19 protein-coding genes are annotated in these 20083 nt (G+C 66.5%); 7 read left to right on the forward strand and 12 right to left on the reverse strand.

Going from position 1 to position 20083, the window contains the following annotated elements; all coding sequences use genetic code 11:
• The first annotated feature begins 6 nt into the window (after positions 1-6).
• The gene (gene mscL, locus U5768_RS09110) at positions 7-453 is read left to right on the forward strand and encodes a large conductance mechanosensitive channel protein MscL (RefSeq protein WP_322030030.1); all 447 of its coding nucleotides are present in this window, start codon (positions 7-9) and stop codon (positions 451-453) included.
• 78 nt (positions 454-531) lie between these two features.
• On the opposite strand, the gene U5768_RS09115 is transcribed toward mscL, so the two are convergent.
• The 3 genes from U5768_RS09115 to U5768_RS09125 all read right to left on the reverse strand — a co-directional run bounded on the left by U5768_RS09115 (position 532) and on the right by U5768_RS09125 (position 4868).
• On the reverse strand, positions 532-2529 hold the full coding sequence (locus tag U5768_RS09115; protein ID WP_322030031.1) for a response regulator: 1998 nt from the start codon (positions 2527-2529) through the stop codon (positions 532-534).
• Positions 2530-2627: 98 nt separating this feature from the next.
• Positions 2628-3128 carry a response regulator gene (locus tag U5768_RS09120; protein ID WP_322030032.1) on the reverse strand — a complete coding sequence of 167 codons (501 nt, stop codon included), beginning with the start codon at positions 3126-3128 and terminating at the stop codon, positions 2628-2630.
• Between the two features lie 87 nt (positions 3129-3215).
• Positions 3216-4868 carry a sensor histidine kinase gene (locus U5768_RS09125; RefSeq protein WP_322030033.1) on the reverse strand — a complete coding sequence of 551 codons (1653 nt, stop codon included), beginning with the start codon at positions 4866-4868 and terminating at the stop codon, positions 3216-3218.
• 415 nt (positions 4869-5283) lie between these two features.
• On the opposite strand from U5768_RS09125, the gene U5768_RS09130 reads away from it, so the two are divergent.
• Positions 5284-5784, forward strand: a complete 501-nt coding sequence (locus U5768_RS09130; protein WP_322030034.1) for a hypothetical protein — start codon at positions 5284-5286, stop codon at positions 5782-5784.
• Between the two features lie 84 nt (positions 5785-5868).
• On the opposite strand, the gene U5768_RS09135 is transcribed toward U5768_RS09130, so the two are convergent.
• Positions 5869-8367 (reverse strand): AsmA family protein, encoded by a 2499-nt coding sequence (locus U5768_RS09135; RefSeq protein ID WP_322030035.1) that lies wholly within the window; start codon positions 8365-8367, stop codon positions 5869-5871.
• A gap of 122 nt (positions 8368-8489) precedes the next feature.
• On the opposite strand from U5768_RS09135, the gene U5768_RS09140 reads away from it, so the two are divergent.
• Positions 8490-9236 (forward strand): ATP-binding cassette domain-containing protein, encoded by a 747-nt coding sequence (locus U5768_RS09140; protein WP_322030036.1) that lies wholly within the window; start codon positions 8490-8492, stop codon positions 9234-9236.
• Positions 9233-10045 (forward strand): ABC transporter permease, encoded by an 813-nt coding sequence (locus U5768_RS09145; protein WP_322030037.1) that lies wholly within the window; start codon positions 9233-9235, stop codon positions 10043-10045. The genes U5768_RS09140 and U5768_RS09145 overlap by 4 nt, the downstream gene beginning before the upstream one ends.
• A 56-nt stretch (positions 10046-10101) precedes the next feature.
• On the opposite strand, the gene U5768_RS09150 is transcribed toward U5768_RS09145, so the two are convergent.
• Positions 10102-10671, reverse strand: coding sequence for a DUF6013 family protein (locus U5768_RS09150; RefSeq protein ID WP_322030038.1), 570 nt, complete (start codon positions 10669-10671; stop codon positions 10102-10104).
• 406 nt (positions 10672-11077) lie between these two features.
• On the opposite strand from U5768_RS09150, the gene serB reads away from it, so the two are divergent.
• Positions 11078-11917 (forward strand): phosphoserine phosphatase SerB, encoded by an 840-nt coding sequence (gene serB / locus U5768_RS09155; RefSeq protein ID WP_322030039.1) that lies wholly within the window; start codon positions 11078-11080, stop codon positions 11915-11917.
• A gap of 81 nt (positions 11918-11998) precedes the next feature.
• Here the strand turns inward: serB and U5768_RS09160 are convergent, their stop codons facing one another.
• From U5768_RS09160 to rimO, 5 genes are all read right to left on the reverse strand, one after another.
• Complete coding sequence (locus U5768_RS09160; protein WP_322030040.1) at positions 11999-13204, reverse strand: cystathionine beta-lyase; 1206 nt, start codon at positions 13202-13204, stop codon at positions 11999-12001.
• Between the two features lie 111 nt (positions 13205-13315).
• Positions 13316-13921 (reverse strand): hypothetical protein, encoded by a 606-nt coding sequence (locus U5768_RS09165; protein ID WP_322030041.1) that lies wholly within the window; start codon positions 13919-13921, stop codon positions 13316-13318.
• Positions 13922-13965: 44 nt separating this feature from the next.
• A complete protein-coding gene (gene bktB / locus U5768_RS09170; protein ID WP_322030042.1) occupies positions 13966-15150 on the reverse strand; it encodes a beta-ketothiolase BktB in 1185 nt (394 codons plus the stop codon).
• Positions 15151-15186: 36 nt separating this feature from the next.
• Positions 15187-16137, reverse strand: coding sequence for a sugar kinase (locus U5768_RS09175; protein WP_322030043.1), 951 nt, complete (start codon positions 16135-16137; stop codon positions 15187-15189).
• A gap of 5 nt (positions 16138-16142) precedes the next feature.
• Positions 16143-17480, reverse strand: a complete 1338-nt coding sequence (gene rimO / locus U5768_RS09180; RefSeq protein WP_322030044.1) for a 30S ribosomal protein S12 methylthiotransferase RimO — start codon at positions 17478-17480, stop codon at positions 16143-16145.
• Positions 17481-17499: 19 nt separating this feature from the next.
• Here rimO and U5768_RS31955 point away from each other — a divergent pair, with 19 nt between their 5' ends.
• Complete coding sequence (locus tag U5768_RS31955) at positions 17500-18063, forward strand: hypothetical protein (RefSeq protein WP_415913870.1); 564 nt, start codon at positions 17500-17502, stop codon at positions 18061-18063.
• Entirely contained in the window at positions 18056-18343 is a 288-nt protein-coding gene (locus tag U5768_RS09190) for a helix-turn-helix domain-containing protein (RefSeq protein WP_322030045.1), read from the forward strand. The genes U5768_RS31955 and U5768_RS09190 overlap by 8 nt, the downstream gene beginning before the upstream one ends.
• Positions 18344-18445: 102 nt before the next feature.
• Here the strand turns inward: U5768_RS09190 and phaR are convergent, their stop codons facing one another.
• Both phaR and U5768_RS09200 read right to left on the reverse strand, forming a co-directional pair.
• A complete protein-coding gene (gene phaR, locus U5768_RS09195) occupies positions 18446-19051 on the reverse strand; it encodes a polyhydroxyalkanoate synthesis repressor PhaR (RefSeq protein WP_133186007.1) in 606 nt (201 codons plus the stop codon).
• 151 nt (positions 19052-19202) lie between these two features.
• A complete protein-coding gene (locus U5768_RS09200; protein WP_322030046.1) occupies positions 19203-19943 on the reverse strand; it encodes a 3-ketoacyl-ACP reductase in 741 nt (246 codons plus the stop codon).
• Positions 19944-20083: the final 140 nt, after the last annotated feature.

Raw genomic sequence — 20083 nt, forward strand, 5'->3', positions numbered from 1 at the left:
CCGTTTATGAGCATCGTCCAGGAGTTCAAGGAATTCGCCGTCAAAGGCAACGTGATGGATCTCGCCGTCGGTGTGATTATCGGCGGCGCGTTTTCGAGCATTGTCAACTCGGTCGTGAAAGACCTCATCATGCCGGTCATCGGCGTGATCACGGGCGGCCTCGACTTCTCGAACATGTTCGTGCGGCTGGGACACATTCCGCCCAGCTATAAAGGCAATCCCGAGTCGTACAAGGATCTGCAGACCGCGGGCGTGGCCGTGTTCGGCTATGGCTCGTTCATCACCGCCGTGATCAACTTCGTCATTCTCGCGTTCATCATCTTTTTGATGGTGAAGTTCATCAACAAGCTGCGCAAGCCGGAAGAAGCCGCGCCCGCCGCGCCGCCGCCCACGCCCGAAGACGTGCTGCTGCTGCGCGAGATTCGCGATTCGCTGCAAAGCAATCCGCGCTGATCCACGCAGGAACTCAGCCCGAAACCCGCGCCGCCGCAAGGCCGCGCGGGTTTTTTGTGCCCAAAAAAACAGGAAGAATCAGGGAGCCGGCGCGGCGGAATCGGGCTCGGTCGCCGCGGCGCGCGCGGCCACGGCCTCTTCGATCAGCCTTTCGAGCTGCTCGAAGTTCACGGGCTTCGTGAGATGGGCAGTGAAGCCCGCTTCCAGGCTGCGCCGCACGTCGTCGTCGGTGCCGAAGCCAGTGAGCGCCACGGCGGGCGCCGTCGATTGCGCACGAAACACGCGGATAAAGTCGATGCCCGAGCCGTCCGGCAGACCGATATCGCTCACCACGAGGTCGAAGGCGTGGCTGGCGGTAAGCGCGAGCGCCTGCGCCACGCTGCCCGCCACCGCCACCTCGTGACCGCCCGCGCGCATCAACTGCGACATGACCTCGGCGGTGTCCTCGTGATCCTCGATCAGCAGGACGTTCAGCACGCCCGCCCGATGCGGTCCGCGCAGTTCCGCGATCGACGCCGTCCCTTCACCCCGCGCGGCGGTCGGCAGCACGATGGTGAACGTCGCGCCGCAATGCGCGCCGGGGCTCTTCGCGCTCACACTTCCGCCATGCGCCTCAGTCAGCGCCCGCGTCACCGCGAGACCTAATCCGAGGCCGCCGAACTGGCGCGTGAGATTGTGGCTGCCCTGCTCGAAGGCATGAAAGAGCTTGCCGATCTGCTCGGGCGCGATGCCGATGCCCGTGTCCTCGACCTCGATCTCCACGCGCATGCGCGCGTCGCGCGTACGCACGTAAATGTGGCCGCCGTCGGGCGTGAATTTCGCGGCGTTGCGCACGAGGTTCCAGAGCATCTGCTGCAGCCGCGCGCGATCGCCGCGCACGTAATGCTGCTTCGCGCCGAGATCCACGTGCACATCCTGCTGCTTGATCTGGATTTCGCTATGGAAGAGTTCGAGCACGGCTTCGATGACCTCGTGCACGTCAACCGTGTCGAGCGTGAGGCTCAGCTTGCCGTTCGCCACGCGCGTGAGATCGAGCAGATCGTCGATCATCCGCGCCTCGAGTTCGATGTTGCGGCGGATCATCAGCACCCCCGAGCGCGCCGCCTCCGGCAAGCCCGGGATCTGTTCCAGCAGACGCGTGCCCGCGAGCACCGGCGTCAGCGGCGTGCGCAGCTCGTGCGAGAGCATCGCCAGGAAGCGGTCTTTCGCGCGGTTGGCTTCTTCGGCGGTCTGCCGCGCGGCCTGCTCGGAGGCCAGCAGGCGCTCGCGCTCCTCAGTCGCTTCGCGTTGCGAGTCGATGTCGGTGCAACTGCCGAACCATTTGTTCACGCCGCCGCGCGGGTCGCGCATCGCAACGATTCGGACATCGAACCATCGATAAGCGCCATCGTGGCGGCGAATCCGCAGATCGTGGCGATAGTCGGTCGCGCCGCTGCGCACGGCCTCGAGCCACGTGCGGCGGATCTCTTCGCGATCGTCGGCGTGCACCGCATCGAGCCAGGCAAGACCGTGCGAGAGCCCGGCGCCGCGTCCCGTGTAGTCGTGCCACTGCTTCGAAACGAAGTCGCAATTGCCGTCCGCGCCGCAGGTGAGCACGAGGTGCGGCAGCGCTTCGGAGAGCGTGCGGTAGTGCTCTTCACGGTCGCGCAGCAGCAGCGCTTCGTCGGAGGCGCGCTGGAGCGCTACTTGCGAGAGCACGCGCGCGACGGCTTCGGGCAGATAGTCGAGATAGTCGCCCGATTTCGGCACCACATCCGAGACGCCCGCGCGCAGCGCCGCAATCACGCGCGATTCGTCGGTGAAGCCGGTCACGAGGATGGCCGGCACGCGCACGTCGTCGGCACGCAGGCGGCGAAAGAAGTCGAGGCCCGTTTCCGCGCCGTCTAGCTGATAGTCGAGCACGAGCACGTCGGGCGTCTGCACGGCGAGCAACGCGCGCGCCTCCCCGACGCCCGTGCAGGTATCCACGCGCGCACCGGCGCGCAGAAGCGATTTGCGGGCGAGACGCAGAATGCCTTCGTCGTCGTCGACGACGAGCACGCGCGCCCCGTCCAGCATCGTGGATTCCTCAGTCATGCGCGAAGCGTCCCCTCGGGCACGCGCCGTTGTTCCCGCCGTTCTTTCATTCGATTGCCAATGCGTGATGATTCCATGCGTGATGCGTGCGTTTTCCGTTACTGGGCGCCGGCCGGCCGCGCCTGGATGAAGCGGTGTCCCGGCGGCAGCTTGACGACCTGGAGAAAGAAGCCGAGTCGGCGGACAGCCTCGATGAACGCGTCATATTCCACCGGTTTCGTGATGTACACGTTGCAGCCGAGTTCGTAGCAGCGTTCGATTTCGCGGGGGTCGTCGGTGGTCGTGAGCACGATCACCGGCACCGACGCCGTGGCGGGCTCCGCCTTCAGGCGCCGCAGCACCTCGAAGCCGTCCACGCGCGGCATGCGCAGGTCCAGCAGCACGACGAAATTGCCGAGCGTGTCGCGCGACGGCCAGTTCGCCGCCGCAGCCGGGTTGTCGCCCGGCGCGCCGAAAAAGTAATCGAGCGCCTCCTGGCCGTCGCGAAAGCGCAGGAAGCCGTTCGAGATCCCCGAACGCCGCAGGTTGCGCTCGACCAGCGTGGCATGCCCGTCGTCGTCTTCGATCAGCACGATGCTGACCTGTTCCCCGTTCGTCATCTCAACTCTCCTACTTCCTGCATGATCTTCTTGAAGCTTGTTGAAAGCTTGCCCGCCGCGCGCGCCGGTGGGCCGCCCCACTTCGCGCTAGGCGGTGCGCAACGGCTGGTCGGGCAGCGCGACGAAGAACGTCGAGCCCGCGCCCTCGATCGATTCGACCCAGATGCGCCCGCCGTGCCGTTCCACAATGCGTTTGGCGAGCGCGAGGCCAGTGCCCTGACCCGGCGATTCGCCGCCGTGCAGCCGCTGAAACGCGCGGAACAGTTTGGGCAGATATGCCTGCGCAATGCCAACGCCATTGTCGCGCACAAAATACGTCCGCGTACGCTCGCGAGACTCTCCGGCCTCGGCTTTCCCTGCGGCCTTTTCCGTGCCTTTGCCGGGTTCGCCGGCCGGTTCGCCGCCTGCCGCGAGCGCGCCGATCTCGACGCGGCCTGGCCGGGCGGGATCGAGGTGATTCAGTGCATTCTCAATGAGATTGCCGAATATCTGCTCGAGCGCCGCCGGGTCGCCCCAGGCGGGCGGCAATTCGCCCACCTCGATGCGCGCCGCCTGCGCGCGTTCGCCGGCGATGCCGCCCAGCACGCGCTCCACGAGCCGCGCGACGTTCACGCGCTGCCAGCGGTATTCCAGACGCCCGGAGCGCGAGAGACGCAACAGCGCGTCGATGATGGCCGCCGCGCGCGCCACGGCCTGACGCAGGAATCGCAGCGATTCGTCGACGTCGCCGTCGAGCACTTCGGCCATCTCGCGGTACTCGTGTTCGGGCAGCCGCGCCGCGTCGACCTGCGCGCGCAAGTCGTCGCACGATACCTGAAGCTCCTTCGAAAAACCTTGCAGGTTCACGAGCGGCGAGCGCAAATCGTGCGACACGCTGTAGATGAACATCTCGTTGTCCTGGCTCTCCTGGCGCAGATGCTCGTTGGCGCTCGCGAGGTCCGCGGCGCGCGCCTGGAGCTGCGCCTTCAGCGCGGCCTGCTCGCGCTCGGCCACGCGCAGCCGCGCGCTCGTCTCGTGCAATACCGCATCGAGCGCGGCGATTTCGTCGTTGCCCGTGAGCGGGGGCGCGAGCGGCGCGCCGTCCCGCAGACGCTCGGCGTTCGCGCCGAGGGCGGCCAGGCGCACGCCCACGTTGCGCGCGAACGCGACGGCCGTAAACGCCCAGATCAGCATCGAGCCCACCACCGCGAAGATGAGCGCGTCCTGCTGGCGCTCGCGCGTCTCGCGCAGCATGGCCGCACGGGCCTCGTCGAGCCGCGTTTCCTCCGCGATGAACTCGCCGAGCACCTCGCGCACTGTCTCGATCTCGGGGGGCATGCCGTTGCCCGCCACGCGCGCGAACGGCGCGCTGTGGCCCATGCGCAGCGCATCGGCAATATCGCTCGCTTCTTTGCGCCACGCGTAAGCGGCGTCGCGCATGTGCTCCACGCGCGCGCGTTGCGGTGGATTGTCGGCGACCATGCGCGCGAGCAGCGTGATGCGGTCGGCGAACTCGGTCCAGACGGCGTGGCGATCGATGAAAGAAGGGTCTTCGAGCACGATGCCCGTGCGCACGCGCGCGGCCTCGCGCAGCAGCGGGTCGGCGAGACTGTTGGCTTGCCAGAGGATTTGCTGGGTGTTTTCGGCGCGCCTCGCCGCGAGCGCCGCCTCGCCCTGGGTGTCGAACACAAGGCCGAGCAGCGCCAGTTCGACGGCGCTCGGAATCGCAATCAGCAAGAGCCCCTTGGCGAACAGTTTCATGGCGGTCTGGATAGTGGCGGTCCGGGCGGCGCCGCGCTCCCCAGAATCGCAACATTATCTGCGCGATTTTTCAGGATGACAATCTATGTGACACCCCGCACCTCGCCGCGTGAAAAACCCGCTTTTTTAGGGCAATTCGCCACACCGAGCGCACACACAGGTCTATTATTGAGACACAGACAAGCGAGAGAGCGCCGGGATATCTACATGAGCGCGACGTGCGATCCGGCATGGCGTTTGCGAACGCACTGAGGGTTTTGAAACAGGGGCAGCAAACCGGGCCGCGCAGGCCGGATCGCTTCAGGCGGTCCGCGCGCCGTCAAGGCCGGCCTTCCCCGTCTCTATCCTCATGAAGACAGCAAATCCATGTGCTATAAAGGATCGACGTGCGGCGCACCAGTCCGGGAGTGGTCGCATGGGAACGCTGCGTGTACTGCAATCCACCTTTTTCAGGCGAATTTTTATGTCCTTCCCGAAAAAGCGCAAACGCGTCAAGGCAGACGGCGACGAGTCATTTCTCGCCGTACTGAGCCATTTCAAACCATTCGGTCAACTCGACACCAAGATCGCGCGTGCGCGCGCGCAGGACGAGCCCGTGCTCTACGCGCATATCCTGCCGGGGCTCGACGTGCTCCTGTGCAGCGTGCGCGGTGCGCAGCCGCCCTATCCGGGTACGAGTGAATTGCGCAAGCGCTGCATCGAATCGATCGCGCATGCGCTCGAGCAGCCTATCGAAGGGCTCGAGAACGGCGGTTACTGGTACGAGGCGGACGGCTTCGGCTTTCTCGTGTTCGCCAGCCGCGCGCGCGGCCGCGTGTTGCCCGAGTTCGGCGCGGCGCGTCCGGCCATGACCACCCGGCGCGTGACGCGTCGCCAGGACGCCGCCGGCGACACCGCGCCACGCTCGTTGCGCTAAGCGCGCCTTCCACTCCCTGGTTTATCGCGCAGCGCCGGGTCGATTGACCCGGCGCTGTGGTTTTTTCCGGCTCCGCGTCGCGAATCAGCTTCCCTTGTAGAGCGGCTCCTGCCCTTCCTGCGGCTTGCCGGCCGATGCAGGCGACGGTGCGTTGCGCGTAGCCGGGCTTGCTTTCGCGCCCTGAGCCGACTTGTCTCCCTTATCCCCCTTATCCGTCGTCATCGCCGCGCTCGCCCCGCCGCTTCCCAGGTCGGTCTTGGGCAGCGCATGCATTTTCTGGCCCGGCGGCGGCGCCACAGGATGCTGATGCATCTGCGCGAACAGCGCGTCGCACGGCAGCGGCTTGTTGTTGCTCGGCGCGATCAGCGGAATCAGCGCGGCAAACGGATTGATCAAGCCGAGCCCGATCATCGCCCCGCCGCGCAGCGCAAGCGCCGTCGCGTCCACGCCCACGTGCGGGTTCTTGAAGGTGCCCTTCACGTACAGCGGCGAGCGCAAGCTGAAGACGCGGAAGCCCTTCGTATGGGGATGGACCTTCATGTCCATCGACTCGTCGCGCAGGTCGATCGGGCCGTCGATGTCGATCACCGCGTCGTCGGTGTCGAGCGCGAACACGCGCGGATCGAGCACGCCGTTGGTGGCGACGAAATCGGCCGCCGCGCAGTTGATCTTCACGTCGCGCGAGCCGAACAACTTCTCGTAGACCACGTTCGCCACGTTCAGGCCCGCCGCCTCCATGAGCAGCCTGCTGATCTCGCCCTGCGTGACGAGGAGCTTCGCCTCGCCGTTCGAGGTCGCGGCGAGCGCCGCCGGCGAGTTGCCGGTCGCAGTGAGCGAAGCGTCGCCGTTGATTTCGCCGAGCGCCGACTGCATCGTCTTGAAGTTCGGGAACAACTGCTTGAGCTTCAGGTGACGCGCCTCCAGCGTGCCGCGCGCCTTGAGCGGCGTACCGCTGCCGTCGAGCGAGACGCGCGTGCCGAGCGTGCCGCCCGCCACGCCGAACTGCAGCGGATCGAGCACGAGCACGCCGTTCGTCAGGATAACGTGCGTGTAGAGGTCCTGAACCGGCAAACTGCCTTGCTTGATGATGCGCCGGCCCGTGAACTTCACATCGGCGTCGATGGCGCTCCAGCGGTCGGTGCGGAACGGCTCGACCGGAATCACGCGATCGGCCGGCTGCTTGACGGTATCGCCGCGCTTTGCCTTGCTCGCCTTGCTGTCCGCGCCGATGACCGGCGCGAGGTCGGAGAACTGGAGCAGGTTCGAAACCAGTTGGCCAGTCAGGAGCGGCCGCGGCGAGCGCTGCTGGTAGACCACCGTGCCGTTCAGATCGCTGCCGCCCACGCGACCCGTGAAGTTCTCATAGCGGAACACGCTCGCGCCGCGCCTGAAATTGCCGACGAAGTGCCCTTCCGTGGCATACGGCGGCGTTTCAGGCAGCGTCACGCCCGTGAGGTTGTACAGATGCGCCAGACTTTGCCCTTGCAGCCACAGCCGCAGATCGACGGCGGCCAGATGCATCGGGTCGGTGATCGTGCCGACCAGCGCGATGTGCAGGTCGCCCGCGCGCACGTCGGCCTGGATCGGGAACGGGCGCTTCGAGTCCTGCAAGGCGAGCACGCCGCCCAGCTTGCCATCGCCCGAAAGCGCCGTCTTGCCATACGTGCCCTTGATCGTCCAGCCGATCGCGTAGAACGGCTCCTTCGCGCCCGGCTGTACGGGCGCGGCGCCCGAGGCGACGACGGCGCCGCTGGCGCCGCTCGCGGCCAGCGTCTGCGAAGCTGCTGCGGGGGCGCTCGCTGCGCCGCTGACACCCGAAGCCGCCGCGCCGCTCGCCTCCACCGCCGCGCTGGCCGCGGCCGCCTCCGATGCCTGCTGCTTGTTGACCTGCTGCGTCAGACGTTTCGCGCCCGCACTGCCTATGAATTGCGCGGAACCCTTGCGCGAAGCCGCCTCCTGCTCCTCCATCACCTTGCCGATGGGGATGCCCTGGCCGAGCAGGTTCACGACGATCTTCACGTCGGTTTTCGTCTGCTGGTCGCTCACGCCGATATTGCCGCTCGCGAACGTGATGTCGTGCAGATCGAGCCGCCACGTCGATGGCCCGCTCGAAGCGGGCAGCTTGAAAGTCCAGTTGTTGCGCCCGTCCACCAGACGCTCGACGTCGACGGACGGATTCACGAGATTGATCGCCGGAATCACGATGTCGTGCGCGAGAAGCGGCAGTACGGCCACCTCGAAATCGATCTCGTCGAGCGTGGCGAAATGCGGGGCCTTCGTCCAGTCGGGATTGGCGACGGTAATTTGCGTGGCGGAAAACCGCGGCCAGGGCACCCACGAGCGCCAGCCTCTTTCGGCGGGCGGCCGACGCCAGCCGACCTTGAGATCGCCTTCGATCGCGAATGGCCGTCCGATAGCCTCGCTGACCTTTTCGTTCACATAGGGTTTGGCGCGGTTCCAGTCGAACGTCAGGATGAAGACGACGAGCACCACAATCAACACGACGACAACGGCGACGAGCCATGCGATGATCCTGGCGAGCGTGCGGCCAAGGCGAAAGGACTTGGGCTGCGGTGACGTCATGCGGACTCCACGTTGTTGTTGGTCTGCCATGTTGCAGTACCGCACAAGCAGTCAGCGTGCCCGGTTGGCGCTGCATGGCTGGCTCGCCCGACTCGCCGTACGATCTTGTTTGCAATCTTTTGATGCTCGAGCACACCTCACTTCCCCTGCCTGGCGCCGATCGCGCGCCGCTCGTCGAGAGCCGCCAGATCGCCCGGCGCGACGCCCAACGCGGCCAGTGGCTGCTGCATCCCACCGATTTCGCGATGCGCGCCGGCGAGCGCGCCGTGCTGACGGGTCCGTCGGGGTCCGGCAAGAGCGTATTGCTACGCGCGCTCGCGTTGCTCGACCCGCTCGACGGCGGCGAGGTTCGCTGGCATGGCCAGCCCGTCGCGCGCGGGCGCATGGTGCAGTACCGGCGGCATATTGCGTACCTGAGGCAGCGGCCCGCGCTGCTGGACGGCAGCGTCGAGGACAACCTGCGCTATCCCTATACGTTAGCGGTCTACCGCGACGCGCGATTCGACGCGGCGCGCGCGAGCGCCCTCTTCGCCGCGACCGGCCGTTCCAGCGATTTCCTCGCGCGCGACACCGCCGGGCTTTCGGGCGGCGAAGCGCAGATCGTGGCGCTCGTGCGGGTGCTCCAGCTCGATCCCGAAGCGCTCCTGCTCGACGAGCCGACCGCGTCTCTCGACCCCGAATCGGCGCGCACGGTGGAAGCGCTCGTGGCCGGCTGGTTCGACGAAGCGCGCACCACGCGCGCCACGGTTTGGGTCTCGCACGATCCCGCCCAGGCGCAACGCGTGGGGGAACGGCATCTGACGATGCGCGCGGGCGTGCTCGAAGAGCCCGCCACGCGCACGGCGCTTACGCAGGGAGCCGCGCAATGAGCCCCGGCGTGCTGCAGAACCTCGGCATCGGCGACGTCGCCATTGCGGCGCTGCTCGTGTTCGTCAACGGCGCGGTCTCCGTGCTGCTCAAGCTCGACCTCGAACGCAGGCTGGCATGGGCCGCCGTGCGCACCGTCGTGCAACTGCTCGCCATCGGCTACGTGCTCGGCTGGGTATTCGCCTTCAACCGCTGGTACGTCGTACTGCCGCTCATGGCGCTCATGACGCTGATCGCCGGGTTCGCAGGCGCGCAACGCGGCGCACGCACCTACGGCGGCCAACGCGCGGACAGCATCGTGTCGATCTGGGTGAGCGCGTGGCTCGTCGCCGCAGTCGGGCTTTTCGTGGTGATTCGCATCCGGCCGTGGTACGAGCCGCAATATGCGATTCCGATCCTCGGCATGATTCTCGGCAACACGCTGACGGGCGTATCGCTCGGCGTGGAGCGCATGATGCACGAACTGACAGCGCGGCGCGACCGTGTGGAAAGCGCGCTCGCGCTTGGCGCCACGCGCTGGGAAGCCGCGCAGGCGAGCGCCCGCGAGGCCGTGCGCGCCGGCATGATCCCGACGCTCAACCAGATGGCCGTGGTCGGCGTGGTGAGCCTGCCCGGCATGATGACGGGCCAGGTGCTCGCGGGACAGTCGCCGCTGCAAGCCGTACGCTACCAGATCGTGATCATGTTCCTGATCGCGGCTTCGTCGGCGCTCGGCACCGTGGGCGCGGTGCTGCTCGCGTATCGGCGCCTCTTCTCGCCGGAACATCGCTTTCTCGTGGCGCGGCTCATCGAGCGCAAGGCACGCGCTTGAGCCCTTGCGGACGTTGCGGACCTTGCGGCCCCGGCAGCACGGGCGGCGCATGCGCCCTAGCGCTGCGCCGAGATCGTGATCTGCGTGCCGTCGCTGAGCTTGAGCATTTTCGCCGTGCCGTTGGTGGGCATCGTGAGGTGCGCCACTTCGCTATGCGCGACCACGGCGGGACACGTGAGCGAGGCGCCGTTGTTCGACACCGTCTGCGTGCCGTGCGGCGCCTGGGCGCGGAAGCTCACCTGCACAGTGGCCGTGCCGTTGCTCGCGACGATCGGCGCAAGACGAAGCTGCGTCTGCCTGACCATCGCGCCGTTTGCGTCGAGCGGCAGCGAAGCGTAGTCCGGGCAGCCTTGCGGCGTCGCGACCGCGCCGCCCGGCGGCGTGGTGCGCCACGTGAAGTCATCGGTGTCGCCCGAGCGCAGCGTGCGGGTTTCCTGAGCGTCGCCGAACGCCTTCGAGGCGACCCGCACGGTGTAGCGGATCGGCCCGTCGGTTGCGGCCTTCGAGGTCACGGTGATCGGCGTGGCCGCGAGCGCGGGCAGCGCGACGACGCAGGAAACGGCCAAGGCGAACTGGACGAGTGCCGCGCGACGGCGGCGAGTATGGCGGGAGCTGCGGCAAGGCATGCGTCACCTCCTGGCGGGAACGGCCGCGCCCGCGAGCGAAAAGCGGCGTACGCAACGAACGCGGCGAGCCGCGAATAGCCGGTACGACGCTCCGTTCGCGTGCGGCGGATGGTCTGTTACCAGTCTAGCGCGCTGCGCGCCGCCTTGCGCCGAGCACATGCATCGAGCGGACCAGGTTTTATCCTGCTTGTCATCGCGCGCAATTTGCTTGCCGCAGGGACAGCGCGCGGGCATGCGCCGGGCTTGCCGATCGGTCGCGCATCCGCGGCTGTCAGCGGGAAGTTACAATAGCGGGCTTCGCCGCGCTCTGTACGAAGCCCAGCAGCGTCTTCGCCTGCCGCGCGACTGCGCCCTTTTTCATCCGACCGATCTGACAACGCCGCGCGTCGGCTTTGCCCGTCCTGCCATGAATCTCGTCATCCAGAGTCCCGCCCCGCTCGACACCGTCCATCACAAGCCGCTCCTCGGCCTAGCGCGCGGCAGCCGCCTCACGCCGCTCGACGCCCACGCGCTGCGCATCGAGAACGCCGAGCCGGCCCAGCGCGCGGATGTCGAAGTCTACTGCGGCACCCACCAGCTCGACTACGCGTTCGTGGAAGCGGGCCGCAAGCTGGCCGATTTCGGCCTCGTGGCGATGGACATGGACTCGACGCTCATCACGATCGAATGCATCGACGAAATCGCGGACTTCTGCGGCCTGAAGGCCGAGGTCGCGGCGATTACGGAAGCTGCGATGCGCGGCGAGATCAAGGACTTCAACGAGAGCCTCACGCGCCGCGTGGCGCTGCTCAAGGGCCTTGACGCGAGCGCACTCGAGCGCGTGTACGAGGAACGCCTGCAACTCTCGCCGGGCGCCGGGCAGATGCTCGCGGGCGCGAAGGCCGCGGGACTGAAGACGCTGCTCGTCTCCGGCGGTTTCACTTTTTTCACCGAGCGCCTGAAGGCGCGGCTCGGGCTCGACTACACGCGCGCGAACACGCTCGAAATCGTGAATGGAAAGCTCACGGGACGCGTAACCGGCGAGATCGTCAATGCCGACGTGAAGGCACGCACGCTCGTCGAAACCTGTGCCGGGATCGGCATCGAGCCACACCGCGCCATCGCGATGGGCGACGGTTCGAACGACCTCAAAATGATGGGCGCGGCGGGTTTGTCGGTCGCGTTCCGCGCGAAGCCGGTGGTACGCGAGGCGGCGAGCGTCGCGTTCAACTTCGTCGGGCTCGACGGGTTGCTGCGTCTGTTCTGACCGGAATTTCGCGCTGGCTGGAAATAACAACGGCCGCTCGCGTCCTCGTGGACGCGAGCGGCCGTTTTCGCATTGCGCGATTTATTCAGGCGTACTGGTTTTTTCCGCAAGTCTCGCAAGCGCCTGCTCGATATCGGCGCGAAGATCGGCCTCCTCTTCGAGACCGATGTAGAAACGCACCAGCGTGCCGCGATGCGGCCAGCTCGCCGCCGTGCGCATCGAGCCTACGTCGTACGGCATTGCGAGGCTATGTGCGCCGCCCCAGCTCCAGCCCAGCGCGAAGAGTTCGAGCGACTCGCAGAACCTGTCGATCTGCGCCGCGCTGTAGCGCTCGTCGAACACGACGGAAAAGAGACCGCCCGCGCCCGTGAAGTCGCGCTTGTAGAACGCGTGGCCCCGGCAATCCTCGAACGCCGGATGCAGCATGGCCGCGATTTCGGGGCGCGTCTTGAGCCAGCCGGCGAGCGCAAGCGCGGTGCGGTCGTGCGCCTCGAAGCGCGCCTTCATGCTCGGCAGCGCGCGCAGCACGAGCGAGCAGTCGTCGACCGAAACGCCAATGCCGAGCCGCATGCGCGCGGCCTTGAGCTTGAGATAGAGATCGCGGTCGGCGGTGATGGTCGCGCCCATCAGCACGTCGCTGCCGCCCGACTGATACTTGGTGAGCGCCTGCACCGAAATGTCGACGCCGTGCTCGAACGGCTTGAACGCCAGCCCCGCCGACCACGTATTGTCGATGGCCGTCACGACGTTGCGTGCGCGTGCCGCCGCCGTGATCGCACGCACGTCGGGCACTTCCATCGTCACCGAGCCTGGCGCTTCCAGCCAGATCAGCTTCGTGTTCGGCTGGATCAGGTCGGCGATGCCCGCGCCGATCATCGGATCGTAATAACGGGCCGTGAGGCCGAAATCGCGCGCAAGCCAGTCGCCGTGATCGCGGTTGGGCGAATAGACGTTGTCGGGAATCAGCACGTCGTCGCCTGACTTCAGCAGTCCGAAGTAGACGTTCGAGATGGACGAGAGGCCCGAGGGCTGCAGCAGCGCATACTCGCCGCCCTCGATCTCGGCGATGCGCTTTTGCAGCATGGCCGAGGTGGGCGTGGCGTGCAAGCCGTAGCGCCATTGCGCGTCGTTGCGCCAGTCGAGCGCGCGCACCGAGGCGAGGTCGGGAAACACCACGGTCGAAGCCCGCGTGACAGGCGCGGCAAACGACTCGAAGCCGGGCGTGATGTCGTCTTGCGGGTGAACGATGCGCGTCTGCAATGCGCGGCTGGAGTTGGATTTGGTCATGTCGGAGCGTATTCGGTTGAGGCGCGATGACGTTGCGGCGGGCGGCTCGCGCAAGGGCGCGCGCAACGCCGCATAGCGAAGGGTAACACCCGCTTCGGGCTCGCTTCGGGCTTATTGCCCGATCACGAGATTACCCACGCCGTTCACCGCCTGTGCGCCGTTCGGAGCGGACGTGGGCGCGCTCGCCGCACCGGTCGGAACGGCAGGAGCCGCCGCCCCCGCCGCGAGCGGCTTGAGATCGAACGGCACCGGATGCGAATCGTCAGGATCCATGCGGTCGCCCGCGAGCGAGCCGTCCTCGGCGAACGTGCCCACCCAGTTGCCGGCGATATGCGTGCCGTCGTAGGAGTCCTCGGCTTCGAGCGTGGCGTCCGCGTGGTCGCCGGCGATCAGGATCACCTCGCCCGTGTCCGTGAACTGGTATTCGCCGTGCACGCCCGTCGGGTCGTCGTCGCCGGTCTTGGCGCCAAGGCGCATGACGATCTGACGCTTGCCGAGCGTGCCGACGTATTGCGGCAGCTTCGCAAACTCGGGATTCGGCTTGAGCGTGGACTTGACCGGCGGCGGCGCGCTTGCGTCCTGCGCGCGCGCCGCGAGCGGGAGCGCGAGGACCATGGCCGCCGCAGCCGCGGCCACGATCCAGCCGCGTGCCTTGAGGGCGCCGCCGGGTCGGACGGCCGCGCGCGGCGGCCGCTGTGCTTGCGTCACAACTTCCATCTGGATCCTTCCTTCACTTGCACGGCGGACTGCGGCGCCACGTATCAGATGCGCTCGAAGATGGCCGCAATACCCTGGCCGCCGCCGATGCACATCGTCACGAGCGCGTAGCGGCCGCCGATACGCTGCAGTTCATAAAGCGCCTTCACGGTGATGAGCGCGCCGGTCGCGCCGATCGGGTGGCCGAGCGAGATGCCCGAACCGTTCGGATTGACCTTCGCCGGGTCGAGCCCGAGTTCCTGCGACACCGCACAGGCCTGCGCCGCGAAGGCTTCGTTGGCCTCGATCACGTCGAGGTCGCCGACCTTGAGGCCGGCGCGCTCGAGCGCCTTCTGCGTGGCCGGCACCGGCCCGATGCCCATATACGCCGGATCGACGCCCGCATGCGCGTACGAGACGAGGCGCGCGAGCGGCTTCACGCCGCGTGCGCGGGCCGCGTCGGCGCTCATCAGCAGCACTGCGGCGGCCGCGTCGTTGATGCCTGACGCGTTGCCCGCCGTGACCGTGCCGTTCTCCTTCGCGAACACGGGTTTGAGCTTCGAGAAGTCGTCGAGCGTGGCGCCCTCGCGCACGTGCTCGTCGGCGTCGAACAGCACTTCACCCTTCTTCGATTTGATCGAAATGGGCAGGATCTGATCCTTGAAGCGGCCTTCGGCGCGCGCGCGCTCCGCGCGGCGATGCGATTCGAGCGCCAGCGCGTCCTGCGCCTCGCGCGTGATGCCGAACTTCTTCGCGACGTTTTCCGCCGTCACGCCCATATGGATCGTCTGGAAGGGGTCGTGCAGCGCGCCGATCATCATGTCGACCAGCGCCGTGTCGCCCATGCGCTGACCGAAACGCGCGGCCGGCATCGAGTACGGCGCGCGGCTCATGTTTTCCGCGCCGCCGCCGATCGCAATGTCCGCGTCGCCGAGCAAAATGGTTTGCGCGGCCGATACGATCGCCTGAAGGCCAGAGCCGCACAGGCGGTTCACGGTTAGCGCCGGCGCATGCTGCGCGACGCCGCCGTTGATCGCGGCAACGCGCGCGAGGTACATGTCCTTGGGTTCGGTGTGAACGACGTTGCCGAACACCACGTGGCCCACCGCATCGCCCTCGACGTGCGCGCGAGCGAGCACTTCGCGCACCACCCGCGCGCCGAGATCGGTCGGCGCGAAGTCCTTCAGGCTGCCGCCGAAGTCGCCGATTGCCGTGCGCACACCGCTTGCCACCACTACTTCGCGTTCCATGTTCTGCTCCTCGTCTTCCTGAATGGATGAATCTTGTTATGAGTGCGCTTCGCTCGCAGGCTGACCGGCGAGGAAGCGCTCGACGTCTTCGCGATAAGGGATGGGCGCGACGGCGCCAAAACCCAGCGTCGAAAGCCCGGCGGCCGCGTTCGCATAGCGGGCCGCCGCGAACGGATCGTCGCCCGCTGCCAGCCGCGCGATGAAAGCGCCGCCAAAGCAGTCGCCCGCGCCTGTGGCGTCGATAGCCGCGACCACGTGGCCCGCCACGACGCGCCGCTCGTCGGGCGTCGCGACGTAAGCGCCGTCCTTGCCCAGCTTGAGCGCGACCACGCGAGCGCCGCGCGCGAGCAGGTAATCGACGATCGCGTCGCGGTCGTCGAGGCCCGTGAGCACGGCCACGTCGTCCCAGCTCGGCAGGCAGATGTCGGTAAGACGCAGCACCTCGTTCATCACGGCGCGCGCCCGCGCGAGCGGCCACAGCTTCAGGCGCAGATTGGTGTCGAAGCTCACGCGCACGCCATTGGCGCGCGCATGCTCGACGGCGGCGAGCGCGGCGTCGCAGGCGCTATCGCCGATCGCCACGCTGATGCCGGAGAGATGCAGCACGCGCGCAGCCGCGATGAGGTCGAGCGGCAGATCGCGCGGCGTGTAACGGCTGGCGGCCGAGCCCTTGCGCAGATAGTCGAATGCATGACCGGCCGGGCCATGCGAGACGAAATAGACGCCGGTGGGCGCCGTGGCGTCCACGCGCACCGCCGAGGTATCGACGCCTTCGCGCGTCCACAGGTCGATCAGGAGGCGGCCGAAACCGTCGTCGCCCACGGCTGAAACGAAGCCCGTGCGCGCGCCCTGACGCGCCGCCGCGATGGCGAAGTTCGACGTGTCGCCGCCAAATCCCTGCAAATACTCGGGACGGTCTTTCGACGCCTGGTTGAACTCGACCATGGCCTCGCCATAAGCGAGGACTTGCGGGGCGGCGCTCGTCATGCCGGTCAGACCTCGCCCCAGAGATCGTGGCCGTCCGCGCCGGTGATTTTCACCGAAACGAAATCGCCGACCTTGTAGCGCTTCGACGCCCGGGTCGCGGGCGCGACGTACACCACTCCGTCGATTTCGGGCGCATCCGCCGCGGTGCGGCCAATGCCGCCGTCGGCGTTGATTTCGTCGATCAGCACCTTGAGCGTCTTGCCGACCTTGCGCTGGATCCGCCTGGCCGAGACCTCTTCCGCCACTTCCATGAAGCGCGCGCGGCGCTCCTCGCGCACGTCGTCGGGCAGCGCGCCGTCGAGTTCATTCGCCGTTGCGCCTTCGACCGGCGAGTAAGCGAAGCAGCCCACGCGGTCGAGTTCGGCCTCGCGGATGAAGTCGAGCAGCGTTTCGAACTGCTCTTCCGTCTCGCCCGGGAAGCCGGCAATGAACGTGCTGCGGATCGTGAGATCGGGGCACATCTCGCGCCAGGCCTTCACACGCTCCATGACCTTTTCCGCATTCGCGGGACGCTTCATGCGCTTGAGCACTTCGGGATGCGCGTGCTGGAACGGCACGTCGAGGTACGGCAGCACGTGGCCCTTGAACGGACCTTCGGCCATCAGCGGAATGACTTCGTCCACGCTCGGATACGGGTAGACATAGTGCAGGCGCACCCAGGCGCCGTATTGCGCGGCCAGTTCGCCGAGCGCGGCGACGAGGTCGGTCATGCGCGTCTTGATCGGCTTGCCGCTCCAGAAGCCGGTGCGGTACTTCACGTCCACGCCGTAAGCGCTCGTGTCCTGCGAAATGACGAGCAGTTCCTTCACGCCGGACTTGAAGAGGTTCTCCGCTTCGAGCATGACCTCGGCGACCGGGCGCGACACGAGGTCGCCGCGCATCGACGGGATGATGCAGAACGTGCAGCGGTGATTGCAGCCTTCGGATATCTTCAGGTAAGCGTAATGGCGCGGCGTGAGCTTGATGCCCGCAGCCGGCACGAGATCGACGAACGGGTCGTGCGGCTTGGGCAGATGGCTGTGCACGGCCTGCATGACCTCGCCCACCGCGTGCGGGCCCGTCACGGCCAGCACCTTGGGATGCACTTCCTCGATCAGGTTCGAGCCGCTCGCGCTCGCCTTCTTGCCGAGACACCCGGTCACGATCACCTTGCCGTTCTCGGAGAGCGCTTCGCCGATGGCGTCGAGACTTTCCTGCACGGCTTCGTCGATAAAACCGCAGGTGTTGACGACCACGAGATCCGCGCCGTCGTAAGACCCTGAGATCTCATAACCCTCGGCGCGCAACTGGGTAATGATCTGCTCGGAGTCGACAAGCGCCTTCGGGCAGCCGAGGGAAACCATCCCGACGCGCGGAGCAGGATTGCGGGAGGTTGCTGATTCAACGGGGTTTTTCACGTGTACGTCCGGATGTGGGGCGCAGGGCATTCGTGCGCCGCGCGGGATCAAACCAATCCGCCATTTTACCCGTTTGACGTATCGTGCGGCGCAGCAAGGTTGGCTAGCATCGAGAGAGACCGGGGTCGAATACGCCTTTGATTTCCATCAAGCGCATCGATCTCTCCTCCACTCGATTACGGCACTGCCGTATAATCACAACCGACGCGCATCCATGCTGACCATCATCGAAACCGAAACGTTTCAGCGCTACGCCGCCGATGTCTGGCGGGATTCCGAACGCGAAGCGTTCATTACCTGGCTGGCCGACAATCCGTTCGCCGGCGAGGTCATTCCCGGCACCGGCGGCCTGCGCAAGGTGCGCTGGCGGCGTTTCGGCTTTGGCAAGCGCGGCGGCGCGCGCGTGATCTATTACAACGTGCTCGATCACGGCTGCATCTGGCTGCTGATCGTCTACACGAAAGCGAAATTCGACAACCTGCCGGCGGCATTCCTCGACCGGCTGCGCGAAGAGGTGCGATGTGGATAAAGAAATGGAGCAGTTTCAAGCCGACTTGCTCAAGTCGGTGCGCGAAATGAAGTCTGGCCGCGGTGCGCGCGTCACCCGTGTCATGCCCACCGCCGCGGCGATCGCGCGCGCGAAAGTCGGCCTTTCGCAAAGCGCGTTTGCCGCGCTACTGGGTGTCTCCACCCGCACGCTGCAGGATTGGGAGCAAGGCCGCCGTGAACCCACTGGCGCGGCACAAACCCTGTTGCGCGTTGCCGTGCTGCACCCCGAAGCCTTGCGCGACTTGCAGGGCGCCGCCTGAAGCCAGCACGGAACCGGCGCTAAACCGGCCGCACGGCAAGGCGCGGCGCGCACAACTGGCCGGCGCGCGCACCACCGTGTGTGCGCCGTTGCGCCGCGCCGCTTACTTCTTCTCTTCTTCGCCGCCCTCGGGCGCACCTTGCGCCGGCGCTGCCGCGCCGCCCGGCGTCACGGGCTTGAACGGAAAACTGCTGAACATGTTCTTCGCCTGATTTTGCATCTGCTCCTGCATCTGCACGAACATGTTCTTCGACTGCTCGATATAGCTCGTCATCATGCCCTGCATCATGGGCGCCTGCATGTTCATGAACTGCGACCAGACCTCGGGGTTCATCGCGTTGCCTTCGTAAAGGCTCTTCGACTGGTCAGCGAGCTTGTTCTGGATGTCGATGAACGCCTGGATGTTCTTTTCCAGGTAAGTCCCCATCATGCCCTGCATCGCATGACCGTAGAAGCGGATGATCTGCGACAGCATCGACGACGAGAACATCGGCAAACCGCCGCTTTCCTCTTCGAGAATGATCTGCAGCAGAATGCTGCGCGTCAGATCCTCGTTGGTCTTCGCGTCGATGACCTTGAACTCCTCCTGCTCCAGCACGAGTTGCTTCACGTCGGTCAACGTGATGTACGTGCTCGTCTCCGTGTCGTACAGCCGACGATTCGGATATTTCTTGATGAGACGTTCGGCGGTTTTCTTTGTAGTCGTCATGTGTCGCCCTTGTTAGCGCCAACGCGCGGCGGCCGTTGCCGTCGCGCGTGGGTCTAGCCCGTCAAACGTGCCTGCCCCGGTGAGCAAACAGGCCCGCTGCCGTCCTCGATCCCGGCTTCGCGCGTCCCCTGCAGGCGCGCGGCGCCTGGGATCAGCCCATGTGCAACCCGCCATTCAGCGAGAAGTCAGCACCGGTTGAGAAGCCTGACTCGTCGGAAGCGAGCCACGCCACGATCGACGCGATTTCCTCCGGCGCGCCGAGACGGCGCACGGGAATCGTCGCGACGATTTTTTCCAGCACGTCGGGACGGATGGATTTCACCATGTCCGTGCCGATATAGCCCGGCGAAACGGTGTTGACCGTCACGCCCTTGGTCGCCACTTCCTGGGCGAGCGCCATGGTGAAGCCGTGGATGCCGGCCTTCGCCGTCGAGTAGTTGGTCTGGCCGAACTGACCCTTCTGGCCGTTCACCGACGAGATATTGATAATGCGGCCCCAGCCGCGCTCGACCATACCGTCGATCACCTGCTTCGTCACGTTGAAGAGGCTCGTGAGATTGGTGTCGATCACGGCCGTCCAGTCCTCGCGTGTCATCTTGCGAAAGACGACGTCGCGCGTGATACCGGCGTTGTTCACGAGCACGTCGATCTCGCCGACCTCTGCCTTGACCTTGTCGAACGCCTGGCGCGTCGAGTCCCAGTCGCCCACGTTGCCTTCGGAGGCCACGAAGTCGAAACCGAGCGCTTTCTGATCTTCCAGCCATTTCACGCGGCGCGGCGAATTCGGGCCGCAGCCTGCGACTACCGTGAAGCCCTGCCTGGCGAGGCGCTGGCAAATGCCAGTTCCGATGCCGCCCATCCCGCCCGTCACATACGCAATACGCTCTGACATAAACCACACTCCATTATCGTTTTCCGGGGTCGTCGTTCGACGGCCCTGGTCTCGCTCCTTTCCGCTGTCGCCATCCGCGCCGCGCGTTCGTCGCGGCGCTGGGGCGGACCGCTAGCTAGCAGCGCGCCCCAGCAGTCGCG

Source organism: Paraburkholderia sp. J76 (assembly GCF_905220295.1).
In the GTDB taxonomy this organism is placed as follows: Bacteria; Pseudomonadota; Gammaproteobacteria; order Burkholderiales; family Burkholderiaceae; genus Paraburkholderia.